The organism is Corallococcus sp. RDP092CA, from assembly GCF_041903675.1.
Classification (GTDB): domain Bacteria; phylum Myxococcota; class Myxococcia; order Myxococcales; family Myxococcaceae; genus Corallococcus.
In genome coordinates this window covers 197450-221367 of record NZ_JAYESI010000013.1, presented here as the reverse complement: position 1 = coordinate 221367, position 23918 = coordinate 197450, and the positions used below count along the sequence as shown (strand labels likewise).

The window sequence follows — 23918 nt, the reverse complement described above, 5'->3', positions numbered from 1 at the left end:
TTCTGCGCCTCCAGGAAGCCGCGCTGCTCCGGCGGCGCCTGGGCGATCATGTCGTCCATCGAAGAGCGCTGGGAGTTGGAGGTGCTGATGGCGGTGGAGAGGACGTTCGCGAGGCCGCTGGCCATGGGGGACTCCTTCAGGAGACGAGAGGTTGGTATCGAAGCAGCTACAACAAGTTTATCGCTGGAAGGAGGTTGGAGTTTCGTGGGGGATTTCCAGGATCATTTTCCCACTCCTCCTGCCCTTCCGGGAACCGCCGAACTGTCAGCCCTTCAACTTCCCAAGCGCCGGATTCTTCATCCAGGCCTTGAAGGACTCCAGCTGCTGCTGCTCCGCCTTCGGATCAGGCGTGCCCGCGAACTCGGGGTTGAGGTTCATCTTCCCCTTGCTGGAGCTCTCGAAGCCGTCGGACGGGCCCTTGGGGTTGGCGCGCGCGGCGGGTGCGGCCGGCGCGGGGGCCGCGGCCCCCGGGGCCGGGATGGCCATCTTGCCGGCGATCTCGGGGTTCATCTCGAGCGCCATCTTCTGGATGGTCATGCCGTAGGTGGTGATGCGGTACTGGAGGTACTCCACCACCTGGCCGAGGATGGGCGGGGGCGGAAGGATGGGCTCCTTCATGAAGCGCGTGAGCGCGTCCTTCACGTCCGTGTAGAGCTGCTGGTCCAACGGCGCGGTAGGGGCGGAGGACGCCACCAGCTTGCGCATGTTGCGCAGCACCTGCTGGAACACACCCGTCGCGGACTTGGACTGCTCGTCCAGATCCACCAGCAGCTTCTCGCGCTTCGCGGTGAGCTCCGGCGGCTCCGGCGGCAGCTGCGGAACTTCCTTCTTCTGGGTGGGGGGGGCCATGAACCTCTCCATCGGTTGCAGTGAATGATTCGAGCCTAACAGAGTTTACTCGGCTTCCACAGCCAACGTCCCGGTGACACGCCCCACCGAGGATCAGCGCCGGGTGAGCGCGTTCACCATGGCGCCGGCCTTGCGCACCACCGGATCATCCGCGGGCGTCATGGCGGCGGCGCGGCGGAGGTCCTCGAGCGCCTGCGGCTTCTGTCCGATGGCCAACTTCACCTCTGCCCGGCCCACGTAGACCGCGGGGTCCTGCGGCGCCAGCTTCGCGGCCACGTCGAAGGCGGCGAGCGCGCCCTGCCCGTTGCCCGCGGCCATCTCCACCACCCCGAGCGCCTTCGCGAAGTACACGTCCGTGGGGTTGATGGCGTACAGCCCCTGGAAGAGCGTGCGGGCCTCCGCCACCCGGCCCTGGTAGAAGAAGAAGTAGGCCGTCTTGGCGATGGCGTACAGCTCGTCGTTGGAATAGCCGCGCACCTCGCGGAGCGTGGCCTTCCCTTCCGCCCAGCGCTGCAGGAGCGCGGTGAGCTTCGCCTCGTCCTGCGGGTCCTCCGGGTCCAGCGCCGCCATGGGTCAGTAGCCCTCGTCCTTCTGCTCTTCCCACATGCGGCGGATGATCTCCTGCGACTCCGCGTTGACCTGATCCACCAGGCCCAGCATCGCGGACTCGCGATGCAGGAGGGCCTTGAGGCGCTCCAGGCGCTCCGGCGGCGCGTTCACGCGGGCCAGGCCGCGCTCCAGCATCCGGCGCTGCCCGTCGTCCCCACGTCCGGCGACGCTGGCCAGGTGCGGCCGGTCGCTGAAGCCCTCCAGGTCCGCGTCGTGCCCGCCCGGGTGCGGCGGCAGCGGCAGCCGGAGCTCCTCCGACGAATGCGCGGGCCCGATGAAGTCCAGCAGCGCGGCGCTCGCCAGCGAGGGGTTCTTCGGATTGCCTGCCTTGCGGAGCTTCTTCGCCCGATCCAGCTGGGACGGATCCACCAGCCGCTCGCGGACGCTGCGGGGACCTCCCCAGGGCCAAAGCGCGGTGCTGGGGGGTTGATTGTTGATTCTGGCCATGGTGGCCCGACTTCAATACAGGTGGGGGGGCCGCGTCCAGCCCCCTTCAGCGTCCGCCCGCCTGCTGCTCCCGCTGGAGCGCGTAGACGAAGTTCAGCACCTCCGCGACCGCGTCGTACAGCTCCTCGGGCACTTCCTGCCCCACGTCCACCCGGTACAGGGCGTGCGCCAGGGACACGTTGCGCATCACCGGGATGCCGTACTGCTTGGCGATCTCCCGGATCTTCTCCGCCTTGAGGCGCATGCCCTTCGCAACCACGCGAGGCGCGCCGTCCGCCTTGCTGTCGTACTTGATGGCGATGGCGATGTCCGCCTCGTCGTCGCTGGCCATGGCCTCCTCCTCAGGCGCGCGCTGGCGGCGCCGCGTTCTGCTGCTGCTTGAGCCCGTAGACGAAGTTCAGCACTTCCGCGACGGCGTCGTAGAGCTCCTCCGGGACCTCCTCGCCCACCTCCACGCGCAACAGCGCGTGCGCCAGCGGGACGTTGCGCAGGAGGGGCACGTCCGCCTCGCGCGCCAGCGCCTTGATGCGCTCCGCCTTGGCGTCCATGCCCTTCACCAGCACCCGCGGCGCCCCATCCTTGTTCTGGTCGTACTGCAGCGCCACCGCGACGTGGTCCGGGTTGGTGACGATGACGCTCGCGTCCTTCACCGCCTCCATCTGGGCTCCCTCCATGATCTCATGGTGGAGCTCCTTGCGCTTGGCCTTGTGGTGCGGGTCGCCTTCGCTCTGCTTGTACTCCTTCTTCACCTCCTCCTTCGTCATCATCATGTCCTTCATGAACGACTTGCGCTGCCACCACACGTCGAACACGCCGAAGATGACGAAGAGCATCACGATGCGCACGCCCACCCGGTAGATGATCTCCCCCATGATGGCCATGATGCCGTGCGGGTCCTGCCGCACCGTTTCGATGACCAGCGGCATCGAGTCGCGCACCACGCCGTAGACGACGTAGGCGGCGACGGAGATCTTGATGAGGTTCTTCAAGAGCTCCACGAAGGACTTCTTGGAGAACATGTTCTTCAACCCCGCGATGGGGTTGAGCTTGTCGAACTTGGGGATGAGCGGGTCGATGGTGAAGAGCGACCCGACCTGCAGGAAGTCCATCAGCCCGCCCAGCACCGCCGCCCCCGCCACCACCGGGATGGTGAGCAGGAGCAGCGTGCGCACGCCCATGATGAGCAGCTGCAACGTCGCCAGGCGCAGGTCCTGCGAGTGGGCGATGGCGTCGAAGCTGAAGCGGAAGAGCGTGGAGAGCTCCGTCTCCACCTTGTCCCAGGAGCCCTTGACGATGCCCAGGCCCGCGACGAGCACGGCCACGCCCGTCAGGTCCTTGCTCTTCCAGGTCTGCCCCTTCTTGCGCGCGTCGTCGAGCTTCTTATGCGACGGTTCTTCTGTTTTGTCGCCACTCTCGTCCGACATGGAGGAATCCCGGGAGGCTCAGGCGGCTCAGGCCAGCAGCTGGATGGCGTGCTGGACCATGCGGAGCATGTTGGCCAGTTCCTGCTGCATGCGGCCAACCACGACATGGACGGCGATGAACATGATCAACACGCCCACCAGCGGCTTGAGGGACATGGAGATGAAGAACACCTGGATCTGCGGCGCGACGCGGTTGATGGCGCCCAGGGACAGGTCGGTGACGAACGCCGCCACCATCCCCGGGCCCGCCAGCGCCAGGCTGATCTTCAGCAGGTCCGCGAACGAGCGGATCATCAGGTCGAAGAAGGGCCACACGCCACGGCTGAAGTGAGGGAAGCCCTCCAGCGGCACGACGGCGAGGCTCTCCGCCAGCGCGCGGATGATGATGTGGTGCCCGTCCAGCGACAGGAACAGCACCACGCACAGCTGCACCTTGAGGCTGGAGAAGAGCGACACCTGGGTGCCCAGCTGCGGCACGTAGAGCTGGGCGTTGTTGCTGCCCGACATGGTGTCCATCAGGGTGCCGGCCGTGCGGGCCGCGTCGAACACCATGTTCACGACGTACGACAGCGCCACGCCGATGAAGATCTCCTTGAGCATGAGCCCGATGTACGGGAGCGCGCTCAGGGGGATCTTGTCCATCCGGTCCGCGACGGACGGGAAGAGCACCGCGGACACCATCAGGCCGAGGCCCAGCTTCATCTCCGAGGGGACGACCTCGCCGCCCAGGAACGGGCTGAAGATGAGGATGGGCATCACGCGGCACATGATGAGTGCCATCGTGAAGATGATGACCGACAGGTTGACCCGAGCGCCCAGCTCGGCCATGGCCTCGCCGATGTTCATCTGCCGATGAGCGCCGGGAAGCGGTCGAAGACGTGGAACGTGAAGCGCAGGAGCTGGCCGCCAATCCACGGGCCCGTCATGGCCAGCACGCCGAAGACGAGGACGACCTTGGGCGCGAACGTGAGCGTCTGCTCCTGGATCTGCGTGGTGGCCTGGAACAGGGAGATGAGGAAGCCCACCAGGAGGCTCATGAGCACCGGCGGCGCGGAGACCACGAGCACCAGGAACAGCGCCTCCTGGGTGATGAACGTGAGCTGATTCATGGAAGTACGGGGCTCCTTACAGGTAGCCGATGACCAAGCCCTTGGCGATGAGGTACCAGCCGTCCACGAGCACGAACAACAAGAGCTTGAAGGGCATGGAGATGGTCGTGGGCGACAGCATGTGCATGCCCAGCGCCAGCAGGATGTTGGCCACCACCATGTCGATGACGATGAAGGGCACGAACAAGAGGAAGCCAATCTGGAAGGCCTCCTTCAGTTCGGACACGACGAAGGCCGGGACGATGACCATGAAGTCGTTCGGGCCAATGTCCTTGCGGTCCTCCTCCTTGCGCATCTTCTTCGCCAGGCTGAAGAAGAGCGTGCGGTCCTTGTTGGTGACCTTCTTCATCAGGAATTCGCGCAGGGGCTCCTTGGACTTGTCCGCGGCCCCCAGCATCGTGCCCACCGTCTCCGAGGAGAACACCGACGTTCCCCGGGACCAGATGTCGAGGCCGCCCGCCCGGTACATCTCCTGGCCCACGGGGGCCATGATGTAGACGGTGAGGATGATGGCCAGGCCGGTGATGACCTGGGTGGGCGGAATCTGCTGGGTGCCCAGCGCCGAGCGGACGATGGAGAGCACCACCGAAATCTTCACGAAGCTGGTCACCATCATCAGCGCGAACGGGACCAGCGACATGGCCGCGAGCGCGAGGATGAGGATGAGCGGACGGGAGGTGAAGGAGTCGGTGCTCACCGCCTCCTTCACCACGGCGTCCGGAATCGCGTCCCCGCCCTTCTTCGCCGCGGACGCGACGAAGGGGTGCAGCGACACGAGCGCCGCGAAGAGCCAGGGCGGAGCGCGGAACAGGAGCGGGCGGGCAGCAGACGAACGGTTCACGGGACGGCCTTCAGACGCCCGGCGGCGGCGTGGTGCCACCAGTCCGGCGGGAGAGGAGCTTCTGGAGGAAAGGACTCAGGGAGACCGGCGACGACGGAGGGCGCGCGGTGCGGATGCGCTCCACGGCGTCGCGGTCCAGCTTCGAAACCAGTTGCACGCCACCCTCGCCGCCACCCACCAGCAGGTACTCGTCCGCGGCCTTCACGACGAAGAGCGTGCGCCGTTGATCCAACGGGATGCGCTCCATCACCGACACGACCGACGCCTTGCCCACGGGCACGCCCTGCAACCCCATCAGCCGGCGCAGGCCCACGTTGAGCGTGAGGTAGATGGCCGCGAGCACCGCGCCCAGGAGCGCCACCGTGCGCACCACCACCCAGCCCAGGCTCTCCTGCGCCTCGGCGGCTTCGGACTCCGGCACGCCCAGCTCGCGGTCCAGCTCGTCCGCGTGCCGCTTCGCGCGGGCCGCGCCATCCCCCACGGCGGCCGGAGCCACCGCGGGAGCCGCTTCCGTGGAAGCCGCCTCGTGGGGAGTCGCTTCCCGAGGCGCCGCGTCCTTCGCGGCCGTCGGAGCCACGGGCACGGTCGCCTCCGGGGCCGGCGCCGCCACGGAGGCGTCCGGCGACGAGGCCGCGGGCGCCTGCGCCAGCACGGCGGGCGACGCGAAGAGGAGCACGGCGCCGAGCAACAGGCGCGAGGAGGAGAGACCGAGGACCGCCATGGGTGGGCGCGAGCCTAGTGCACCCGAGTCAGGACCGCCACGGGCCCGGGCACGAGCACGCCTCCCTGCCCGCCTGCCGTGTGACGCACGGGCGCAAGCGCATCAGCTCAGGTGGATGATGCGCACGCCGAGCTGTCCCTCCAGCTCCACGAGCTCGCCCCGGGCCACCACCTTGCCGTTCACCGACAGGTCCACGGGTTCGCCGGCCCCGCGGCGCAGGTCGATGACCTGGCCTGTGCGCAGGCCCACCACCTGTTCGGCCGTGATGGGCACGCGCGCCAGCTCCACCGCCACCTGCAGGGGCAGGTCGCTGAGCAGATCGCTTCCGTCCCGGTTGTTGTCGTCCAATGCCGCCCCTTCGAGTTCCGGAGGAACGCCCAGCTCCGGGTTGGTGAAGTCCTCGTTCTCTCCCGACCCGCTCCCGGGCTCCCCACCCTGGGGGTTGCCCGGCTCGCCGGGGATGATGTCCGTGATGCGCGCCCGGTAGCGGCCGCTCTCCACGAACACGTCCGCCGCCATGTGGCCGGTGCGGCCCAGGCCCAGCCGCAGCTGCGCCGTGCCGGCTTCGCCCCGGTCCGGCCGCGCCGACAGCAGGTCCAGGAGCAGCACGTCCTTGACGCGCAGCGACGCCAGGTCCTGGGCGGACAGCTCCGCCACGCCGATCTCCGCGCGCAGCCAGTCGCGCAGCGCGGACAGGCGCCGCCCGTTGGCCCTCATGTCCTGACGGCGCTGCTCGCGCCGCTGGGCGCTCTCCACGGCGGGCTCGGCCGCCTCCAGCACCGCGGAAGGCACCACCAGCCGCACGATGCCGCGGTGCGTGCCCACCACCGCGTTCAGGTGCACCGCCAGCATCGGGCCGTCCTCGCCCAGGCGCGCGGAGACCTCATCCACGCCGCGCGCCACGCCGTCCAGCCGGGGCCGGGGAACGCCCGGCTGCAGCCCGGGCACCAGCTCCTTCAGGGCCTCCAGGACGACGTAGCCCATCACGCCCTCCTCGATGTCCGTCAGGGGCCGCAGGCCCACCGTCTCACCGGCGCCGCCCAGCAGCAGGTCCACCGCCGAGTGCGCCAGCGACAGCTCGACTTCGAGGATGGCCCGGCCCTTGAGCGCGCCGGGGGCCAGCACCGCGAGGAAGGACGGGTCGCCCAGGAAGCGGCGCAGCTCCGTCATGGGGCGCGCCTGCGCGGACTCCACCGACAGGCGCACGTCCACGTCGAAGAGGGACTTGAGACGCGCGCACACCGTCTCCAGCGTGCCCGCGCTGGGCGTCAGCCACCGCAGGCGCTCCGCCAGCTGCCCCTGCGCGCGCCCCACCTTCTCCAGGTTGGTGAACGCGAACGGCCGCCACTGCGAGACCGGCGCGGGGGCCGGCGCCGGAGGCTGGGCGGGCTTCGGGGGCGGCCCCAGCTTCCGGGTGTCGACCAGCATGGTGCGCTCGAAGACTCCGGGCTCGTCGTCCGGCTCCAGGCTCATGTCTTGGCCTCGAACCTCAGATTTTCAAGCGCCAGTCCCCGGCCGCCCAGGGCGCTGCGCAGGCCGTCGCTCTGCTCTTCCAGCATCTTCAAGGTGTCGCGGTCGTTGCCGCTGAAGACGGCGGAGATCTTCCCGTTCTTCGCGCTGACCTTGATGGACAGGCCGTTGAGCACGTCGCCGCGCAGGTCGATCTGGAACTCCGCGTTGCCCGCGGCGTTGGTGCCCACGCGCACGCGCTCGACGATCTTCTGGGCGATCTCGTTCGCCATGGCGCGCAGCCGCTCGGAGCCCGCCGTGTCCTTGGGCTTGGCCACCGGCACCGGCGCCATCAGCGCGGGGTTGAAGCGGAAGCCCGCGGCGGCCATCTGCCCGCCCTTGTCGTCCTTCTCCTTGCTGCCTCCCCCGCCCGAGCCCTTGCCGCCGCCGGCGTTGACGTCGATCTTCAGCTCGCCCTTCTCCTGGCTCAGCCGGCCGGCCTGTCCCTCGGCCTTGGTCATGTCGCCCTCGCGGACGTCGGTGGAGCGCTTCTCCTCCACGACCTCCGACCGGCGGGCCTCCCCGCCCTTGGACAGCTGCTGAGACTCGCTGTTGCGCTGGGACTGCTGGGCGCCCTGGGTGGTCTCCCCCGGCTTCGCGAAGGGGGTCTCCTTCTGGGCCAGCTTCTCGTCGAAGGTCTTGCCCTGCCCCTGCGTGAGGCGCGCCAGCACCTGCTTGCCCAGGGGCTGCTTCAGCTCCTGCGCCTGCTTGGGCTGGGCTTGCTCGGCCTGGCCCTGCTGGACCAGCTTGGAGAAGACGGATTCGCCCTGCAGGCGCTTCTGGGTCTTCGCCTCCGCGAGCTTGCGCTCCTGGATCATCCGCTCCGCCAAGCGCGCGGCATCGCGATCGTCATCAACTCGGCTCATGGCGTCTCTCCAGACTCGGGCGGAAGGCGGCGGGAGGTTACTTGCGCTGGCGGGCCAGGAACAAGGCGTTGCCGATCTCCTCCTGGTTCAACTCCTCCCGCTCCTGGCGTTCCTTGCGGACCTGCTTGACGAACTTCTCCTTGTTCTTCTCGATGGCCTTGAGCTCCTTGGCCGCCTCCGCCATCAGCATGCGGCGCTGCTCCACCAGGCGGCCCGCCGTCCGGACCACCTCCTTCTGGTGCTCGATCTGGAGGGAGACCTGGGCCTCCTCGTCCTTCAGGCGCTCCTCGAAGCGGCCCATCATGTTCATGCCGTTGATGCCGGCGCCCTTGGCCATGATCTGCTGGAAGTACTCGGCGACCTTGGCCTTGCGCTCCTTGCGGCGGCGCTCCAGCTCCGCCTCCAGGCGCGCCTGCTCCTTCTCTTCCTTCGCCAGCGCCTTGACGGCGTCGGAGAAGGCCTGCTCGGCCTCCTCCTTCGCCTTCTCACGCATATCCAGCAACGACTGCAACCGGTACGGGGGCATGGTGTGGACATCCTACCCAAAAACCGCCCCGTCCACCCACACCGCCCGGAAGCGGGCCCGGGTCACTCCTCGAACAGGGCGATGAGCTGCTCCACGGTCTCCTCGTACGGGGAGTTGGAGTGGGTGTCCTGCTTGAGGAAGTCGATGATGGCGTCGTACTTCTCGATGGCGTAATCCGTCTTGGGGTCCGCGCCCGCCTGGTAGGCGCCCAGGAGGATCAGGTCGCGCTGCTTCTCGTAGGTGGCGAGCGTCTCGCGCAGCTTGCCGGCGGCCTTCTTGTGCTCCTTGCTGACGATGCCGCTCATCACACGGCTGAGGCTCTGGAGCACGTCCATGGCGGGCCACTGGTTTCGCGCGCCCAGCTCACGGTTGAGGATGAAGTGGCCGTCGAGAATACCTCGGACCTCGTCGGCGATGGGCTCTTCCATGTCACCGCCGGCCACGAGGCAGGTGTAGATGGCGGTGCACTTGCCCTTCGCCGAGTTGCCCGTGCGCTCCAGGATGCGCGGCAGCATGGAGAAGACGCTGGGCGGGTAGCCCTGACGCGCCGGGGGCTCGCCGATGGCGAGGCCGATGTCGCGCTGGGCGCGCGCCAGACGCGTCACCGTGTCGAGCATGAACAGCACGTTGCCGCCGCGCTCGCGGAAGTACTCCGCGATGGCCGTGGCGACGTAGGCGGCGCGCAGACGCACGAGGCTGGGCTGGTCGGACGTGGCGCACACCAGCACGGCGCGCTTCATGCCCTCCTCGCCCATCGCGTCCTCGATGAACTCGCGCACCTCACGACCGCGCTCGCCGATGAGCGCCACGACGCTCAGGTCCGCCTGGGTGTTGCGGGCAATCTGGCCCATCAGCGTGGACTTGCCGACGCCGGAGCCGGCGAAGAGGCCCACGCGCTGGCCCTCGCCCACGGTGAGGAGCCCGTCGATGCAGCGCACGCCCAGGGGCAGCGGCCGCTCGATGCGCTGGCGGGTGAAGGGGTCCGGGCAGTCCCGGTCCACGGACCAGTCGATGAAGCCCTCCCCTTCCAGGGGCTTGCCGTCCATGGGCTCGCCGATGCCGTTGAGCACGCGCCCCAGGAGCCCGTCGCCGCACTTGATGGTGAGCGGACGACCCGTGGGGATGCACTCGCTGTCCGGGCCGATGCCGTACAGCTCGCCCAGGGGCATGAGCATGACTTCATCGCCCACGAAGCCCACGACCTCCGACTTCATCAGGCCACGCTGGCGGTTCTTGACGAGCACCACCTCGCCGATGCGCACGTTGGGCACGCTCGCCTTGATGACGAGGCCCGTCAGCTCGGTGACACGGCCGCGCACGCGGACGAGGGACGCTTCCTTGATGAGGTCGTAGTAGCGCGAGAGGTCGATGGCCATGGCGGACTCCTGGAGGCTCTAGGGCGCGGCGGGGGCCGGAAGGCTCAGGGAGGCCCGTTCTTGCGCGCCGTGTCCGGCTGCAGGAGGTTCTGGAGCATCTCCAGCTGCGTGGGCAACTGCGCGTCCACGGTGCCGTACTCCGTCTGCACGATGCAGCCCACGGCGGCGACCTCCGGGTCCTCCTTGATGGCCAGGTCCACCGTGCGGCCGATGAGCTCCATCAGCGCCGGGCGCTTGGCGCGCAGCACCGTGGCCGTCTTCGGGTGCACGCGCAAGACCATGGCGCGCGCGTTGCGGAGGTTGTCGATGGCCGCGGCGCACATGTCCACCAGCAGCTCCGGCTCGCGCTCCAGGTCGCGGCCGAGGATCTTCTCCGCCATCTTCAGCGCCAGCGCGATGATGTCCTGCTCGTGGGAGTTGAGCATCTCCCCGGCCTGCATCTTCGCGCGCAGGAGCAGCTCCGTGGCCTGGGCAATGCCCTCCTGACGGCCCAGGTCCTTCGCCTTGGCGAAGAGTTCCTCCTTCTCGCGCTGGGCCTCGGCGAGGATGCGCTCACGCTCGCGCTGGGCCTCCTCGATGATGCCCTGGGCCCCCTGACGCGCCTCGAAGACCTCGGCGTTCATCACGCCCGCGCGAGGCGGACGCAGCGCCGGTCGCTCGGACGTGGCGACGACCACCGACTCCGCCAACCCGTCCCCCTTGATTACCTTGCCGATCGCCATGGGTTGCTCCTTGGAGACCGGATGCTAGCGCGTTCCGCCGCGCGGTCCACGCCCTCCGGGGCCGCCCGCGTCATCCGGGCCCGGCCGGTCGGTGGGAGGGGGGCGCCGGCGGCCCACCTGGGTTCCCTCCGAGGACCGGGAGGACGACGCCTGGCTGGAGAGCACGCGCGGGGGACGCTCCGGCTCGCCCTCCGGTCCAGGACGCGCCGAGGGACGGCCGCCGGTGCGCGAGCGAAGCACCCGGGCCCCCTCGGAGGGCTCCCCGGACGGCTCCGGGCGCCGGGGGGCGCGCTCCGCCGCGTCGGCGGGGGGACGCGAGGGGCGCTCGACCCGGACGGAGCGCCCCTCCGGCGAGGCCGGCTCCGCCGGCGGCCGTGACGCACCGCGTGCGCCCAGCCGCGAGGGCGGAGGGCCGATGCGGGCCCCTTCTGGATCCGGCCGGGCGGGACGCGACGGCCGGGCGCTGCCCTCTGGCTCCCTGCGGCCCGGAACGGCCCCGGTGGAGGCGCGGGGCGCGGGGCCCACCGACGAGCCCCGGTCCACCGGCATGCGGCGCATCTGGGAGCCGTTCGCGTCCCCTTCCGGAGCGCCCGTGGAGGCACGAGGCGCGGGCCCCCGCTCGCGCTCCACCGGCATGCGGCGCATCTGGGAGCCGTTCGCATCCCCTGCCGGAGCGCCCGTGGAGGCCCGGGGCGCGGGCCCCCGCTCGCGCTCCACCGGCATGCGGCGCATCCGCGAACCATTCGCGTCGCCCTCTGGCGAGGCCATGGATGCGCGCGGCGCGGGCCCGATGGACGAGCCCCGCTCCTCCCCCGGAGCCGGACGTGGACGTCCGCCAGGGGTCGGGCTCGGCCCCGGCCCTCCGTCACGGCTGGAGGCCGCACCCGCACGACGGGCCGCGCGCTCGGCCATGAAGTCGCGGCGGGCACCGGCCTCCCCCGCAGCCTCGCCAGCGGCGGCGCCACCCCGCAGCGCCTTGGGAGCCCGGAGCGCGGGCGCGCGCGACGGATCCGGCGCGGTGGTGCGCAGGCCTTCGCGCGGCGCGGGGGCCGCAGGACGGCCCCCCGGAGCCGCTGCGGGGCGGACCCCTGCCGGCGCCGGCTTGCGCGCTCCCGGCGGTGGCGGCAGCACGGCGGAGGGACGCGGCGGTGGCGCGGTCAACCGCACGGGCCGCTCGATGAGGCCGCGCAGGGCCAGCCGCTCCAGGTCCATGACGATGTCGGTGCGTCCGCCGTCGCCGCGGGCCGTGGGCCGTGAGCGCTCCTCGCGCACCCACTTCGCCAGCAGGTGGCCGAACTCACCGCGGTGCTTCTCCAGCATGCGCGCGGCGAACTCCGGCGACTGCGCCACGCACGCGCGCGCCAGCCGCTGCACGCCCGCGCTGCGGATGGCACCGGCCAGGCGGGTGAAGCCGTCGTGCAGGTTGAGCTGCGCGCGCGCGTCCTCTTCCGCAAGCTTGCGCGGCGCATTGGCCGCCACGGACTTGCTCGCCAGTTGGAGCAGGTCCGGCGGCAGCGACTCCATGAGCCCGTTCAGCTCTTCCTCGGGCAGGCCCGCCAGCGCGGGGCCGAGCACGCGCGCGCCCAGGCGATCACTCACGGTGAGCAGCTCACGCGTCTGGAGGTTGAGCACATCCGCGAACTTGAAGCCCGCGGACTGGCCAGCGACCTCGCGCGCCAGCGCCTCCTCCAGCTTCCAGCGGATGATGTCCAGGACCTGGGGCCGCACGTCGCGGGTGAGCTTCACGCGCGAGGGCGGCAGGTGGCCGCGCACCGCCTCCGCCATGTTGCCGGGCAGCGCGCGCAGCGTGACCTCCACCAGCGCGCCGCGCTCACGCTGGAGCAGCGCCGCCAGCCGCTCCGGATCCGCGCTCCACAGCTGGCCGCGCCGGTCCTTCATCAGGCGCTTGAGTTCCTGCACCACGGCGGGCAGGCGCTTCTCGCGCGGAATCTGGAGGATCTCCTGCGCGCGGTGGCGCAGGAGCGCGCTCTCCTCGTCGGGCAGGTGCTCCAGCGCCGCCGTGCTCTCCTGGCCCCCGAAGGTGACCGCGGTGAGCAGCATCATGGTCTGGCGCTTGCTGAGCGAGGTGAAGAAGGAATCCAACGGTCACCTCGCGGGCCCCCAGGTGGCCCGCTGAAAATAGAAGGCGCGTCCCCGGCCTGGAGGACGCGTCCCGCGGTCCACCCCAGGAGGGCCGCGGGAAGCGACGTGCGGGACTACTCCGCGCGACCGCCGCGCGCACGCGCGGGACGTGCCGCCGCGGCAGGGGCCGCGCCACCCGAGCCCCCGCGCATGAAGGTCCACGCGGTGACGCCCATCATCGCCAGGATGAGCGCGAACGCGCCTCCGAGGATCATCTTGAAGGTGCTGGCGCTGGCGGCCGTCATGCGCACGCCGAGCACGTCCTGCAGGCGGTTGGTCTCCGTGGTCTCCGCCGTGGGGGCCATGGCCTCCGTCATCAGCACGGTGACGGCCTCCGGCTTGAGCTCCGACACGGAGCTGGCGACGAACTGCTTCACCGCGTCCACCGTGACGGGGGGCTTGCCGCCCTCCAGCGTGCGGTACTTGATGAACACGGAGGCCGACGGCATCGGCTTGTTCTCCGGCTGCGACAGGTCGTTGTTCTCCGGCACCATCACGATGGCGCGCGCCTCCAGCACGCCGTCGATCTGGTTGAGCGCGTTGGAGACCTCACCCGCCATGGCCTTGAGGAGCATGGCGCGCTCCTCCGTGGCGGTGGGCACCATGCTGCCCTTGGCGAAGTGGGACAGGCCCTTCTCCACCGGGCGCGGCAGCGAGTTGCGCTTCAAGAGCTCCGCGGCCTGCGCGGCGTCGCCCTTGGGGACGACGATGGTGAAGCGCACTTCATTGCCGCCCTCCGACTTCTCCTTCTTGGCGTTGATGCCGTTCTTGCTGAGCAGGACGTAGATTTCGTTGGCGTCCGCCTCCGTCAGCTCGTGCTGCAGCTCGATGGAGCAGCCAGTGAGGAACAGCAGGGCGAGGAGCGGGGCGGCGAAGACGGGCGTTCGGCGAGTCATGGGCGCGCGTAGCTTAACAGGGCCCTTGCAAAACGCGGAAGGGCGCCCCCTCCCGACTTTGGGAGGGACCGCCCTTCACATGCCGCCATGGCCCGGCGGGTGGGACTTCAGACCTGCGTCTTGACGACGTCCTTCAGGCCGCTGGTGGCCTTCTCGACGACCTTCGACGTGAGGTCGAGCTCCTGCGAGTACTTGTACATGGACGCCTGGAGACCAAGCAGCTCGGCGTTGGACATGTTCTTGCCGGAGGAGGCCTCCTTGATCAGCTTGTCCATGCTGACCTGGCCCTTCTCCAGGCCCGAGACGAGGTCGGACACCATGCCGCCCGACTTGGTCGTCTTGGAGGCCTCGGCCTTCGCGTCCACGGGCTCGGCGCCCTTGGCGGTGGCGGGCTGCTGGGCGGCGCCGCTCACCTTGTTCAGGTTGGCCTTCTCCGCCTTGTTGACGGTCTCGACCTGGCGGACGGTGTCCACCTTCTGGGTGGCCTGCGCGGCCTGGGCCTTGTTGACGTTCTGGGCGGCGTCCACCTGGCCGGCGCCCTGGGCCTTGTCAGCGAGAACTCCGTCGAACTTCGACGCGCCCGTCTTCTGCGTCTGCTGCGCGCCCTGATCCTGCAGCTTTTGCTGCGCCACCTGTCCCGCGGAGATGCCGCTCATCGGAGCCGCCATGTGACACCCTCCTTGCATCCGTCGAGGTGGGAGGGAGTTCCTCCTCCTCGTTCAAGAGTTCCTTGAGCCGATCAATGGCCCGCGCATGAAGCCGCGATGCCCAGCTCTTCGACTGCCCGATCTCCGCCCCTGCCTCTTCCAGCGTACGACCCTGGAAGTAATAGCCCTGCAGGAGCTTGCGCTCTTTCTCCGGAAGCTTCTCGATGGCCGAGCGCACCCGGTTCTTCAACTGCTCCATCTCCAGGCGTTGATCCGCCGGGAGCGATTCATCCACGTAGCCCGCCGCCTCCGCCCCTTCCGCCCCCGCTGCAAACACCGCCGCGAGGCCCGCCACGGCATCCGAGATGTCACCAATATCATCGTCGAATGACGACCCGCGGTTGCTTGCGCCCTGCTCGCGGTCCGCCAGATTTCCCAGATACGCCGTCGCGCGCTCGCCCTGGTAGGCGGTGCGGGCGTCCGAGCCCCGCAGGACGCCCATCTTTCTCAGGCCATCGAAGATGGCGCCCTTGATGCGGTAGTGGGCAAAGGTAAGGAAGTTGGCGCCAACCTTGGGGTCGAAGCGCTCGGCGGCTTCGAGGAGGCCGATCTGCCCGTAGGCCAGCAGCTCATCCAGCTCCAATTGGGCATTGAACTGCTTGCGCACGGTGGCCGCGAGCGACCGCACGTACGGGCCGTACTTCTCCAGGATGACCTTCCTGTCTTCACCCAGAGGCAAGCGGCGCGCTCACTCGGCCTTGGACCACAGCCGCTCGAGAACCTGGTTCAGCCGGGGATCATCCTGCAGCGCCCCGGCGATGCGGCCCGTGAGGGCAGCGGACTTCATGTTCAACTTCTCCTGGAGCACCTCCGAGACGAGCGCCTTCGTCGCCTCCTCCTTGCTCTTGAAGCCCCCGTTCTTCAGCCGCTTGGCGATGGCGAGCGCCTGCGCCGCGATCGGATCCGTGGCCTGGGGGCCCTGAACGTTGCTGGAGCCTACCAGACCCGAAGGCCCGACGAGCGATTCCGTGCGGTCCACCTTGCCGCCAAAGGACGCGCCGGAGGCCCCCGACGGACCGGACGCCCCCTTGACACCGCCCGCGCGGCCCTTCCCACCCCCACGTCCGACTCCACCGACAGCCATCGACGTACCTCCTTCTTCTCAGCGACTACTTCTTCGGCGGCGGCAGGGCCCCCGCTTCCTTCGCCTGGATGAGCGCCTGGGCCAGCTTCGCGCCGTCGCTGTCCGGCTCCAGGTCGATGGCGGCCTTCAGCTCCTTGAGGGCCTCCGGCACCTTGCCCATGAACAACAGGGCCTCGCCTGCGTGTGCCCGGGGCAGCGACGACAGGGGTGCGAGCCGCTGGGCGACCCGGTAGGCCGCGAGGGCCTTGTCGTGCTTGCCCTGCGCGAACTCCACGGCGCCCAGCGCAATCTGGGGAACCTCGCTCTTGGGCATGAGCGCGGCGGCGCCGACGAAGACCTCCTTGGCCTTGTCGAAGTGACCCATGTCCAGCCACAGATAGCCGGACTCCAGCAGGACCATGGCCGGCTGGCGCGCCAGGGGCACGAGGCTGTTGGCAATCTCCGAAGGGGTCTCCGCCATGGACGTCGCGCTTCCTTTCCTGTCGCCGGAAGCACTGAAGGCGGCCGTCGTGGGCCGCCTTCCTTGCACCGGTCAGATTCCGCTGTCCGTGAAGACTAGCGGATGTTGCCGATGGAGTTCTTGGTCGTATCGTGCCGCGACTTCATCACGTTGGAAACAGCCGTGAAGAGCTGCGACTCGTGCTGCATGGCCGACTGGAGGTTCAGCAGCTTGACGTTGTCGTCCATCATCGTCTTGAGGCTGCTGTTGTTGGTCAGCTGGTCCGACACCTGACCACCGGAGCTGACGCCGCCGACGCTGGTGCCCAGCGCGGTGGAGCTGCCCGTGGACGTGCCCGTGCCGACGCCAGGCAGGTTGGTGGTCGGCACCGCGCCGGCGCCGGTGCTCATCACGCCCACGTACGGGCCACCCTGCATGCCGGAGCCGGAGGCGCCGGAGAAGGTCTGGGCGGAGGAGACGGCCGCGGAGACGATGCCCGCGCCGGGGACGAAGCCCGCCACCGCGCCCACGCCGGCGCCCACCGCGCCGACGGTGCTGTTCAGGCCGTTCTGCACGCGCGCGCCAAAGCTCGTGTTCGGCGTCTGCCGAGCCGTGGTCATCTGGGTGTTCATGCGCAGGTTCGGACCCATCATGCCGCTGTCGATCTTGACGCTCATTTCAGCCTCCGCGCTGGTGCCAGCGTTGATTCAAAAGGGGAGCCGGGGATCATCCCGTGGCTCTTTCAATGGATTATCGGGAGAGTCGGCCGCCGGTTGCCTGCTGGTGACAAGAAATCGACCAGGCTCCGGAAAAGCCAGTCATTTCCGGCCCTTGGACTGCTTCGACTCCTCGACGAGCCTCTCGCGGACATCCACGAGCATGCCGAGCAGCTCCTCGGACCGCGCGATCGCAGCCTGGGCCTTCTTGCCGATCTCCGCGCGGGGTCCCTTGAGGCCAGCGAGCCCCTCCTTGACGGGCGCGAAGAGCGCCTGGATGTCGCTGGCGGAGGCCTTCTCGATGAAGGCCTCGACGGCGGGGTAGGACGGGACAGGCAGTTCCTGGGGCTGGGCTTGCGGCGCGGAGGGCCTGGCGGACGGGGGCATCGAGGTCACGGTCTCCTGGCGGAGCGCAGGCCATGCGGCCAGGCTCCGCGTTTTGCCCAGTACGCTAGGTGAATCCCGCAAAGGCTTCAAGCACCCCACCCGACGGCCGGAGCGCCGGTTGTCGTGTCCGGGCCACGTCCCACGGGTCGGAGAGGGAACGGGCACGCACGCGGTCTCCCCCCTCCGACCTGTCCCCTGCCACCACCACCCCTAGCTTTTTCCCAACGAGCGGCCTCCGAGGGGGCCGCTCGTCCCACTCACATCATCCGGGAGAGTTCCATGAAGAAGCTCATTGGGGTTTTCGCGTCCGTGGCGCTGCTGGGTTCGGGCGTGGCCTTCGCGCAGGACAGCACGACGCAGGGCTCGCAGCAGCCGTCGACATCATCTGGCAGCACGCAGGGCTCCTCCGGCGGCAGCATGGGCAGCACGGATGCCACGGGCGGCTCGGGCTCGTCCTCGAGCACGATGGGCTCGAACGAGCTGACAGGCCGGGTCGTCAAGAGCGAGAGCAAGAAGGTCTACATCAGCAGCGACAACGGCGCGGTGGTGCCGCTGGACATCGACAGCAAGACGCAGTTCACCGACCCGAGCCTGAAGAACGCCAAGAGCCTGAAGGAGGGCCAGGAGATCCGCGCCAGCTTCCAGGTGAAGGACGAGCGGAACATGGCGACCAGCATCTCGCCGAGCACGGGCACGGGCGGCTCGGGCACCGACGTGATGTCGCCGGACAAGTCCATCAACGAGGGGACCGGCGGCTCGGGCATGGATGACTCCAACAAGAACCTGGGCGGCGAGCAGGACTCCACGATGAACCCGGACACGGGTTCCAGCACGGGCTCCAGCAGCTCGCCGAAGACCTACTAGCGCCGTCTCTCCCCTCCCCGTTCCTCTCCCGCGTGGGAGGGGACCTGGCCGCGGCCCCGCTCATCCGTGGGGTCGCGGGCGTCGTCTTCCGCGATGGGGCCCCGTCCGCGCGGCGGAGCAGGAGCGGCATGGACCACAAGGCGGATGTCGTCATCCTGGGGGCTGGCGTCGCGGGGCTCGCCGCGGCCGAGCGCTTGCTGGACCAGGGCCTGCGGGTCATCGTGCTGGAGGCGCGCGACCGCGTGGGCGGCCGCGTGGCGACGCTCCGGGACCCGGTGACGGACGTGTCCCTGGAGCTGGGGGCTGAGTTCGTCCATGGCAGGCCCTCCGCGCTGCTGAAGCGGATCCACCGGGCAGGTTTGACGGTGAGCCCGTGCAACGACACGCATGCGCTCCTGTGGCGGGGAGAGCTGGAGGAGCGCGAGGACGCCTTCGCGTTCCATGCGCCCTTGATGTCCGCGAGGGGCCCCGACCGCCCCATGGCGGCGTGGGTGAAGGAGCAGGCGCGCATCCACGCATGGACGCCCCTCGTGTGCGCGATGGCACGGTCGTATGTCCGGGGCTTCTACGCGGCGGCTCCGGACGTCGCGAGCACGCTCGCCATCGCGCGCATGGAGCGCACCGCTGACGCCTCTGGCGGCACGATGCCCTCTCGCGTGCTGGAGGGGTACGACCGCGTCCCGCTGGCGATGGCCGCGAAGCTGCTCGCGAGGCCCGGCACGCTGTTCCTCAACGCCGTGGCCGAGGAGGTGCGCTGGAGCCCGGGCTCGGTCCGTGTGCGGGCCCGGACCCGGCAGGGCACTCCGCTGGGGACGTTCCAGGGTGAGCACGCGGTGGTGACGCTGCCCGTGGGCGTGCTGCAGGCGAAGCCACCCGCGCCCGGCGCCGTGCGCTTCGTGCCGCGCGTGCGGACACAGGAGCGCGCCTGGAACCGCTTGGCGATGGGCTCCCTGGTCAAGGTCCTCCTGCGCTTCCGCACGGCGTTCTGGCGTGAGCAGGAGGCCACTGCGCGCTTCGGCTTCTTCCACTCGCCCACCTCCTCGTTCCCCACGTGGTGGACGCTGTCGCCCCACCGCCGCACGCGGCACCTGGTGGGCTGGAGTGGCGGCCCGGCCGCCGCGTCGCTGTCCCGCTTGAGCGAGCAGGCCGTGCTGGGACACGCGCTCCGGGGCCTGTCCCAGCTCTTCCCCTTTTCGGTGCGTGAGCTGAACGCTCGGTTGGAGGCGTGGCGCGTGCAGGACTGGCAGGGCGAGCCGTACACGCGCGGCGGCTATGCGGTCATCCCCTCGGGCGCGATGGATGCCGTCGAGGCGCTCGCGAAGCCCGTGGGCAGGACGCTCTTCTTCGCTGGCGAGGCCACGCACGTGGGTGGCGACGAGGGCACCGTGCATGGCGCGCTCGAGACGGGCCGGCGCGCGGCGGACGAGCTGCTGTCCCGGCGCTCGAAGGCTTGAGCCCTGGCGGGCCGGCGGGCGCGGGCGCGCTGGCGGCGATGTGGAAGCGTTCGCGCGTGGACATCTTCAAGGCATGCGCCTCTGGATCGCCATCATCGCGGGGTTGAGCCTGGGACAGTCGCAGGACGTGGTGCCGTTGCCTCCAGAGGATCCGTCCGTGAGGGATCCCGCCGCCGCGGCCCTTCAGGATGCCTATGAGCAGGCCGCGGACGACCTGGACGGTGCGCGTCCTCCCCAGGGATATGCCATCCAGACTCCGACGGACCCGACCCAGGGCAACTACCGCGGACTGACGCCGTTGCTGCCCGATGGCAGTCCTCCCGTGACGTCCGGCGACGTCGCGGTCCAGCAGTCGCAGACCTATGTGCCGCCCCCCGTTCCCACGGTCTTTGATCAGCAGCCCGCCTCTGGCGAGACGGATGAATCCCAGCCCTCGACGGGTACGGGGGGCGCGGGCACAGCCGGGACCTCCACGGAACAGCCCGACACAGGGGCGGGGGCGGCGGGAACCGCTTCGACCGTGGGGGGAACCACCGCGGGGCAGTCCAGCACGGGGGCGGGCGCCGCCGGGACATCGCCGACGTCGGGTCCCACGAGCGCGGAAGCGCCGGGCTTCGGAGGCACCTACAATACGGACGCGACCTCCTCGACGGCGCCGGGCTCCGTGGCGCCTGGCGGCACGGGTGAGCAGCCGCTGGATACGTCCCGAGTGACCGTGCAGGAGCCGGGCACCGCGACGGGTGGCGCGGGCACCGCCGGGACGACGGGGACCGGAACCACCGCGCCCCAGGGCACGACGACGGAGGCTCCCGCGCCGACGACACCGGAGAGCGCGACGGGCGGCACGAGCGCAGCCGGGACGACGGGAACCGGGACCGCCACGCCCGAGCCCGCGACGGGTGGCGCTGGGACGACCGGAACCGCCACACCGCAAGTCACGACGACGGAGGCTTCCACGCCGACCACACCGGAGAGCGCGACGGGCGGCGCGAGCGCGGCTGGGGTTGGGACCGCCACGCCGCAAGGTACGACGACGCCAGACCAGGGTGGCACGTCGGCCGTGACACCTTCGAACCCGACGGCGCAAGCGCCCCAGGGCGCGCAGGAGCAGCCCCCGTCGACGCAAGCCGCAGCCTCGGCCAATGAGGAACTGACCCGCTTGCGCCAGCGCGTCGCGGACCTGGAGAAGGAAGTGGAAGCCCGCGACGCGCAGGCCACCGAGCGCACCCAGTCCGTGCAGACCCAGGTGGACACGCACGAACAGCGCGCCTACGAGGCCGAGCGCGCCCGGCAACAACGGCTGGCGCGCATCCAGTCCGGCGGCCAGTGGATGCTCGCGGCGGACCAGGCGCTGGAACAGGGTGAGCTGGGCGTGGACAACGCCCTGGGCATCGCCGACGAGGACTTCTCCGTCGTGGGCCAGAGCGCTTCGACCTTCGGACAGGGCACCATCGTGGTCCACTCCGAGCGCATCCGCGCGCAGATCGCCGTCGCGCGAGATGCCGCCAACCGCCGCGACATCTACGCCGCGCGCATCGCCCTGCAGAACGCGGGCGACGAGCTGCGACTGGCGCGCGCCGCGAACCTGGAGCGCTCGAGCACGGCCAACACCCTGCTCAATCCGTGATGCGCGGGGTGGCACGGGCCGGCGCCTCCGCGGGCCTCGCGATGAGGTAGCCCTGCACGAAGTCCACCCCGTGCCGGCGCACCCAGGACAGCTCCTCGGGCGTCTCGATGCCCTCGGCCACCGTCTGGATGCCGAGCTGCCGGGCGATCTCCAGCAGCTTCTGCACGATGGAGGACTTGTACGGGTCCGCGTGGACGCCCCGCACCAGCTCCATGTCCAGCTTCATGAACTCCGGCCGGAGCTGGTGGATGAGGTTCAGCGACGAGTAGCCCGCCCCCAGGTCGTCCAGCGCCACCTGGAAGCCCGCCGCGCGATAGAAGTCCACGATGGCCCGCAGGTGCGCCGCGTTCGCGGCCCGGTCGGACTCGACGACCTCGAAGACGACGTGCGACTCCGGGATGCCCGACTCGCGGATGGCGGCCACCGTGGAGCGCAGGCAGTAGGCCGGATCGTAGATGGCCGTGGGCGTGAAGTTGACGAACAGGTGCGTGCGCAGCTGGTGCCGCACCGACTCGCGGATGGCGGTGGTGCGCGCGGACAGGTCCAACTGGAACAGCAGGTCCGCCTCGCGCGCCGTGTCGAACAGCCGGTTCGGCGGCACCAGCGCGCCATCCCGTTCACGCCCGCGCAGGAGCGCCTCGTGCGCGAAGACCCGGGAGGTGTCCTGCGCGTGGACGATGGGCTGGAAGAACGTGGTGAGCCGCGACTCCGACAGCATGTCCACCAGCCACCCGGACTGCTGCAGCATGGTGAGCCGCTGCAGTGAGTCCACGCGCGGGAAGTCCGCCATGCCCGGCTCGCCGTCGCCCTCGACGAAGAGGGCGCGCGTGCCCCGCACCTCCTCCGCCGTCAGCACGTTGCGCAGGTGCGTGGAGAGCTGCCGCAGGCCGCCCACCCCCATCCCCACCACGACACACTGCGCGTCGGCGCGCAGCTGATACGTGCCCCCCGAGTCACGCAGGTGGGCCACCAGCTTGCCCATGCTGTGGCCCACGGGCGGCCACAGGAAGAGGCGCCCCGGTACGTCCGGCGTCTCGGGGAGGGTCTGGCAGCGGCCACATCCGTTCAACGGGGTCATGACACAGCCTTGGCGTCACGGGGTGTGGCGGAAGATGAGCAGTCCGCGCGTCGTGTCCCACCCATACACCAGCCCGTTGGCCACGTGAACGCCCTGCAAGCCGTCGAAGTAGCTCAGGCCGCGGCCCGCGTCCGTCTCGCTCCAGGTGTTGAAGTACCCGGCGGCCTTGGGCGTCCCCAGCGTGGAGACGTCATACACGCGCAGGCCGTCCTGGTAGTTGGCCACGTAGAGCGTGGTGCCCGACAGGGCCATGCCGCCCAGCGTCGCCTCGGGCCGCAGGGCCAGTTCGCCGCGCTGCACGATGTTCTCCGGGTGCGTGGCGTCCAACGCCAGGAGTGAGGACCCCCACGCGTCCGAGCCCTGGTAGACGACGGTGGCGTCCCCCAGCTTCCCCACCGCCAGCGCGCTGGTGGAGGGCCCGGCGAAGCGGCCCAGGATCTTGGGCAGCTTCGTCGTCGTCGCCAGCGGCGCGAGGTCCGTCACCGTCATGCCGTAGCTCCAGTTGCTCACGTACAGCCGGCCGTCCTGCACCGCCAGCGCGTAGGGGTACTCGCTCAGGTCCGGCGAGGAGCCCTCCACCGTGTAGCGCACCACGAGGGTCGGCGCGGACGGCTGGGTCACGTCCAGGATGACGATGTCCGACTTGGGCAGCGGCGACGCCACGTAGAGCAGGTTGCCCTCCTTCGCCATGCCGTCCACCCGCACCGTCAGGTCCGCCAGCACCGTCTTGTCGCAGGTGGGGACCGCCGGGTTCGCGGCCAGGTCGCAGATGCGGATGCCCGTCGCGTAGGTGCCCAGGTAGAGCGTCGTGCCGCTGATGAGCGTGCTGGTGTACGTCTCCGAGGGGAGCTTCTGCTCGGACACCAGCGTCGGGTGCGCGGGGTCGCTCACGTTGAAGACGAACAGCCCCTCGCTGCCCGCGATGACGTAGGCGTAGTCGCCCGCCACCGACACGCCGTTGGCGGCGCCCCGCGGCAGCACGCCCTGGCCCAGGAGCTCCACGCGGTCGGACTCGGCCTCGCCGGCGCGCCGCTCCACGCGCCTCGCGGTGAAGGTGCCCTGGAGCACCGTCGCGCCGTTGCGGCACACGCGCGCCACGCCCAGCACCTCGCCCGGCCCGGAGGCCTTGCAGCCGGAGAACGCGTAGCGCACCGCCGAGCCGTCCGAGCCCGTCGCGTCGCCGGCCAGGTAGAAGGTGTCCGCAGTGACTTGCTTCGCCGTCATGGCGAGGCCGACGACCAGCGGCTCCCCGGGCGAGAAGCGGATGGACGAGGGGCCCGTATAGCCGTCATCGAAGTTGATGTTCGCGTTCCAGATGCCCTCGGCCTGGACGGCACTCAACGTCGACCTGTCACATCCGGTCAGGTCGATGGCTTCAACCTGACACTCGGCCTTGTTTGCGGAACTGTCCTTGCCACAACCGACGGCGAGGGACGCGATGGTCAGCACGAGAGGGAAACGATTCATTCCCTCCTCCATACCGGGCGATCCCGACCGACGCCAAGTCCCCCGGCGCGCGCAGAGG

Annotated in this window: 27 protein-coding genes; 3 read left to right on the top strand and 24 right to left on the bottom strand. The window is 69.9% G+C overall.

The window, feature by feature from the left end; genetic code table 11:
• Nucleotides 1-264: 264 nt before the first annotated feature.
• From U8525_RS16920 to U8525_RS16815, 22 genes are all read right to left on the bottom strand, one after another.
• Complete coding sequence (locus tag U8525_RS16920; RefSeq protein ID WP_374266844.1) at nt 265-849, bottom strand: hypothetical protein; 585 nt, start codon at nt 847-849, stop codon at nt 265-267.
• Between the two features lie 93 nt (nt 850-942).
• Nucleotides 943-1419, bottom strand: a complete 477-nt coding sequence (locus tag U8525_RS16915; protein ID WP_374266842.1) for a SycD/LcrH family type III secretion system chaperone — start codon at nt 1417-1419, stop codon at nt 943-945.
• A gap of 3 nt (nt 1420-1422) precedes the next feature.
• On the bottom strand, nt 1423-1905 hold the full coding sequence (locus tag U8525_RS16910) for a hypothetical protein (RefSeq protein ID WP_374266840.1): 483 nt from the start codon (nt 1903-1905) through the stop codon (nt 1423-1425).
• A 46-nt stretch (nt 1906-1951) separates the two neighbouring features.
• Nucleotides 1952-2236: an EscU/YscU/HrcU family type III secretion system export apparatus switch protein gene (locus U8525_RS16905; RefSeq protein ID WP_374266838.1), complete on the bottom strand. Its 285-nt coding sequence runs from the start codon at nt 2234-2236 to the stop codon at nt 1952-1954.
• Nucleotides 2237-2246: 10 nt separating this feature from the next.
• Nucleotides 2247-3329, bottom strand: a complete 1083-nt coding sequence (gene sctU, locus U8525_RS16900; protein ID WP_374266836.1) for a type III secretion system export apparatus subunit SctU — start codon at nt 3327-3329, stop codon at nt 2247-2249.
• Between the two features lie 27 nt (nt 3330-3356).
• The gene (locus U8525_RS16895) at nt 3357-4175 is read right to left on the bottom strand and encodes a flagellar biosynthetic protein FliR (RefSeq protein WP_374266834.1); all 819 of its coding nucleotides are present in this window, start codon (nt 4173-4175) and stop codon (nt 3357-3359) included.
• On the bottom strand, nt 4172-4438 hold the full coding sequence (gene fliQ, locus U8525_RS16890; protein WP_014398418.1) for a flagellar biosynthesis protein FliQ: 267 nt from the start codon (nt 4436-4438) through the stop codon (nt 4172-4174). The genes U8525_RS16895 and fliQ overlap by 4 nt, the downstream gene beginning before the upstream one ends.
• A 16-nt stretch (nt 4439-4454) precedes the next feature.
• Nucleotides 4455-5279 (bottom strand): type III secretion system export apparatus subunit SctR, encoded by an 825-nt coding sequence (gene sctR / locus U8525_RS16885; RefSeq protein WP_374266831.1) that lies wholly within the window; start codon nt 5277-5279, stop codon nt 4455-4457.
• A gap of 10 nt (nt 5280-5289) precedes the next feature.
• The gene (locus U8525_RS16880) at nt 5290-6000 is read right to left on the bottom strand and encodes a flagellar biosynthetic protein FliO (protein ID WP_374266829.1); all 711 of its coding nucleotides are present in this window, start codon (nt 5998-6000) and stop codon (nt 5290-5292) included.
• Nucleotides 6001-6102: 102 nt separating this feature from the next.
• Nucleotides 6103-7473, bottom strand: a complete 1371-nt coding sequence (gene sctQ / locus U8525_RS16875; RefSeq protein WP_374266827.1) for a type III secretion system cytoplasmic ring protein SctQ — start codon at nt 7471-7473, stop codon at nt 6103-6105.
• On the bottom strand, nt 7470-8375 hold the full coding sequence (locus tag U8525_RS16870; RefSeq protein WP_374266825.1) for a flagellar hook-length control protein FliK: 906 nt from the start codon (nt 8373-8375) through the stop codon (nt 7470-7472). The genes sctQ and U8525_RS16870 overlap by 4 nt, the downstream gene beginning before the upstream one ends.
• A gap of 37 nt (nt 8376-8412) precedes the next feature.
• On the bottom strand, nt 8413-8901 hold the full coding sequence (locus U8525_RS16865) for a flagellar assembly protein FliH (protein ID WP_374266823.1): 489 nt from the start codon (nt 8899-8901) through the stop codon (nt 8413-8415).
• A 62-nt stretch (nt 8902-8963) separates the two neighbouring features.
• The gene (gene sctN, locus U8525_RS16860) at nt 8964-10277 is read right to left on the bottom strand and encodes a type III secretion system ATPase SctN (RefSeq protein ID WP_374266821.1); all 1314 of its coding nucleotides are present in this window, start codon (nt 10275-10277) and stop codon (nt 8964-8966) included.
• A gap of 44 nt (nt 10278-10321) precedes the next feature.
• The gene (locus U8525_RS16855; protein ID WP_374266819.1) at nt 10322-10999 is read right to left on the bottom strand and encodes a FliH/SctL family protein; all 678 of its coding nucleotides are present in this window, start codon (nt 10997-10999) and stop codon (nt 10322-10324) included.
• 24 nt (nt 11000-11023) lie between these two features.
• Nucleotides 11024-13102 carry a hypothetical protein gene (locus tag U8525_RS16850; RefSeq protein ID WP_374266817.1) on the bottom strand — a complete coding sequence of 693 codons (2079 nt, stop codon included), beginning with the start codon at nt 13100-13102 and terminating at the stop codon, nt 11024-11026.
• Between the two features lie 113 nt (nt 13103-13215).
• A complete protein-coding gene (locus tag U8525_RS16845) occupies nt 13216-14037 on the bottom strand; it encodes a type III secretion protein (protein WP_374266815.1) in 822 nt (273 codons plus the stop codon).
• Between the two features lie 107 nt (nt 14038-14144).
• Complete coding sequence (locus tag U8525_RS16840; protein WP_233610300.1) at nt 14145-14705, bottom strand: ATP-dependent helicase HrpB; 561 nt, start codon at nt 14703-14705, stop codon at nt 14145-14147.
• Entirely contained in the window at nt 14587-15423 is an 837-nt protein-coding gene (locus tag U8525_RS16835; RefSeq protein ID WP_374266812.1) for a sigma-70 family RNA polymerase sigma factor, read from the bottom strand. Before U8525_RS16835 ends, U8525_RS16840 begins: the two co-directional genes overlap by 119 nt.
• 9 nt (nt 15424-15432) lie before the next feature.
• Complete coding sequence (locus U8525_RS16830) at nt 15433-15828, bottom strand: hypothetical protein (protein ID WP_014398430.1); 396 nt, start codon at nt 15826-15828, stop codon at nt 15433-15435.
• Nucleotides 15829-15853: 25 nt separating this feature from the next.
• Entirely contained in the window at nt 15854-16288 is a 435-nt protein-coding gene (locus U8525_RS16825; RefSeq protein WP_374266810.1) for a tetratricopeptide repeat protein, read from the bottom strand.
• Nucleotides 16289-16383: 95 nt separating this feature from the next.
• Nucleotides 16384-16944, bottom strand: coding sequence for a hypothetical protein (locus U8525_RS16820; RefSeq protein ID WP_374266808.1), 561 nt, complete (start codon nt 16942-16944; stop codon nt 16384-16386).
• A 141-nt stretch (nt 16945-17085) separates the two neighbouring features.
• Nucleotides 17086-17370 carry a hypothetical protein gene (locus U8525_RS16815; protein ID WP_374266856.1) on the bottom strand — a complete coding sequence of 95 codons (285 nt, stop codon included), beginning with the start codon at nt 17368-17370 and terminating at the stop codon, nt 17086-17088.
• 279 nt (nt 17371-17649) lie between these two features.
• On the opposite strand from U8525_RS16815, the gene U8525_RS16810 reads away from it, so the two are divergent.
• From U8525_RS16810 to U8525_RS16800, 3 genes are all read left to right on the top strand, one after another.
• On the top strand, nt 17650-18234 hold the full coding sequence (locus tag U8525_RS16810) for a hypothetical protein (RefSeq protein ID WP_374266806.1): 585 nt from the start codon (nt 17650-17652) through the stop codon (nt 18232-18234).
• 128 nt (nt 18235-18362) lie between these two features.
• Nucleotides 18363-19688 carry a flavin monoamine oxidase family protein gene (locus U8525_RS16805; protein ID WP_374266804.1) on the top strand — a complete coding sequence of 442 codons (1326 nt, stop codon included), beginning with the start codon at nt 18363-18365 and terminating at the stop codon, nt 19686-19688.
• 73 nt (nt 19689-19761) lie between these two features.
• Entirely contained in the window at nt 19762-21315 is a 1554-nt protein-coding gene (locus U8525_RS16800; protein ID WP_374266803.1) for a hypothetical protein, read from the top strand.
• Here the strand turns inward: U8525_RS16800 and U8525_RS16795 are convergent.
• Nucleotides 21305-22393 carry an EAL domain-containing protein gene (locus tag U8525_RS16795; RefSeq protein ID WP_374266801.1) on the bottom strand — a complete coding sequence of 363 codons (1089 nt, stop codon included), beginning with the start codon at nt 22391-22393 and terminating at the stop codon, nt 21305-21307. The two genes, U8525_RS16800 and U8525_RS16795, sit on opposite strands and share 11 nt — an antisense overlap.
• A gap of 15 nt (nt 22394-22408) precedes the next feature.
• Nucleotides 22409-23860: an LVIVD repeat-containing protein gene (locus U8525_RS16790; RefSeq protein ID WP_374266799.1), complete on the bottom strand. Its 1452-nt coding sequence runs from the start codon at nt 23858-23860 to the stop codon at nt 22409-22411.
• Nucleotides 23861-23918: the final 58 nt, after the last annotated feature.

What these genes read in the sequence shown, in the direction of transcription:
- U8525_RS16820 (WP_374266808.1), bottom strand. Translation starts at nt 16,944, where the DNA reads ATGAGCGTCAAGATCGACAGCGGCATGATGGGTCCGAACCTGCGCATG.
- fliQ (WP_014398418.1), bottom strand. Translation starts at nt 4,438, where the DNA reads ATGAATCAGCTCACGTTCATCACCCAGGAGGCGCTGTTCCTGGTGCTC.
- U8525_RS16855 (WP_374266819.1), bottom strand. Translation starts at nt 10,999, where the DNA reads ATGGCGATCGGCAAGGTAATCAAGGGGGACGGGTTGGCGGAGTCGGTG.
- U8525_RS16910 (WP_374266840.1), bottom strand. Translation starts at nt 1,905, where the DNA reads ATGGCCAGAATCAACAATCAACCCCCCAGCACCGCGCTTTGGCCCTGG.
- U8525_RS16825 (WP_374266810.1), bottom strand. Translation starts at nt 16,288, where the DNA reads ATGGCGGAGACCCCTTCGGAGATTGCCAACAGCCTCGTGCCCCTGGCG.
- U8525_RS16870 (WP_374266825.1), bottom strand. Translation starts at nt 8,375, where the DNA reads ATGAGCCGAGTTGATGACGATCGCGATGCCGCGCGCTTGGCGGAGCGG.
- U8525_RS16830 (WP_014398430.1), bottom strand. Translation starts at nt 15,828, where the DNA reads ATGGCTGTCGGTGGAGTCGGACGTGGGGGTGGGAAGGGCCGCGCGGGC.
- U8525_RS16840 (WP_233610300.1), bottom strand. Translation starts at nt 14,705, where the DNA reads ATGGCGGCTCCGATGAGCGGCATCTCCGCGGGACAGGTGGCGCAGCAA.
- U8525_RS16905 (WP_374266838.1), bottom strand. Translation starts at nt 2,236, where the DNA reads ATGGCCAGCGACGACGAGGCGGACATCGCCATCGCCATCAAGTACGAC.
- U8525_RS16795 (WP_374266801.1), bottom strand. Translation starts at nt 22,393, where the DNA reads ATGACCCCGTTGAACGGATGTGGCCGCTGCCAGACCCTCCCCGAGACG.
- U8525_RS16805 (WP_374266804.1), top strand. Translation starts at nt 18,363, where the DNA reads ATGGACCACAAGGCGGATGTCGTCATCCTGGGGGCTGGCGTCGCGGGG.
- U8525_RS16920 (WP_374266844.1), bottom strand. Translation starts at nt 849, where the DNA reads ATGGCCCCCCCCACCCAGAAGAAGGAAGTTCCGCAGCTGCCGCCGGAG.
- sctQ (WP_374266827.1), bottom strand. Translation starts at nt 7,473, where the DNA reads ATGAGCCTGGAGCCGGACGACGAGCCCGGAGTCTTCGAGCGCACCATG.
- U8525_RS16790 (WP_374266799.1), bottom strand. Translation starts at nt 23,860, where the DNA reads ATGAATCGTTTCCCTCTCGTGCTGACCATCGCGTCCCTCGCCGTCGGT.
- U8525_RS16800 (WP_374266803.1), top strand. Translation starts at nt 19,762, where the DNA reads ATGCGCCTCTGGATCGCCATCATCGCGGGGTTGAGCCTGGGACAGTCG.
- U8525_RS16915 (WP_374266842.1), bottom strand. Translation starts at nt 1,419, where the DNA reads ATGGCGGCGCTGGACCCGGAGGACCCGCAGGACGAGGCGAAGCTCACC.
- U8525_RS16815 (WP_374266856.1), bottom strand. Translation starts at nt 17,370, where the DNA reads ATGCCCCCGTCCGCCAGGCCCTCCGCGCCGCAAGCCCAGCCCCAGGAA.
- U8525_RS16845 (WP_374266815.1), bottom strand. Translation starts at nt 14,037, where the DNA reads ATGACTCGCCGAACGCCCGTCTTCGCCGCCCCGCTCCTCGCCCTGCTG.
- U8525_RS16810 (WP_374266806.1), top strand. Translation starts at nt 17,650, where the DNA reads ATGAAGAAGCTCATTGGGGTTTTCGCGTCCGTGGCGCTGCTGGGTTCG.
- U8525_RS16880 (WP_374266829.1), bottom strand. Translation starts at nt 6,000, where the DNA reads ATGGCGGTCCTCGGTCTCTCCTCCTCGCGCCTGTTGCTCGGCGCCGTG.
- U8525_RS16895 (WP_374266834.1), bottom strand. Translation starts at nt 4,175, where the DNA reads ATGAACATCGGCGAGGCCATGGCCGAGCTGGGCGCTCGGGTCAACCTG.
- sctN (WP_374266821.1), bottom strand. Translation starts at nt 10,277, where the DNA reads ATGGCCATCGACCTCTCGCGCTACTACGACCTCATCAAGGAAGCGTCC.
- sctU (WP_374266836.1), bottom strand. Translation starts at nt 3,329, where the DNA reads ATGTCGGACGAGAGTGGCGACAAAACAGAAGAACCGTCGCATAAGAAG.
- U8525_RS16865 (WP_374266823.1), bottom strand. Translation starts at nt 8,901, where the DNA reads ATGCCCCCGTACCGGTTGCAGTCGTTGCTGGATATGCGTGAGAAGGCG.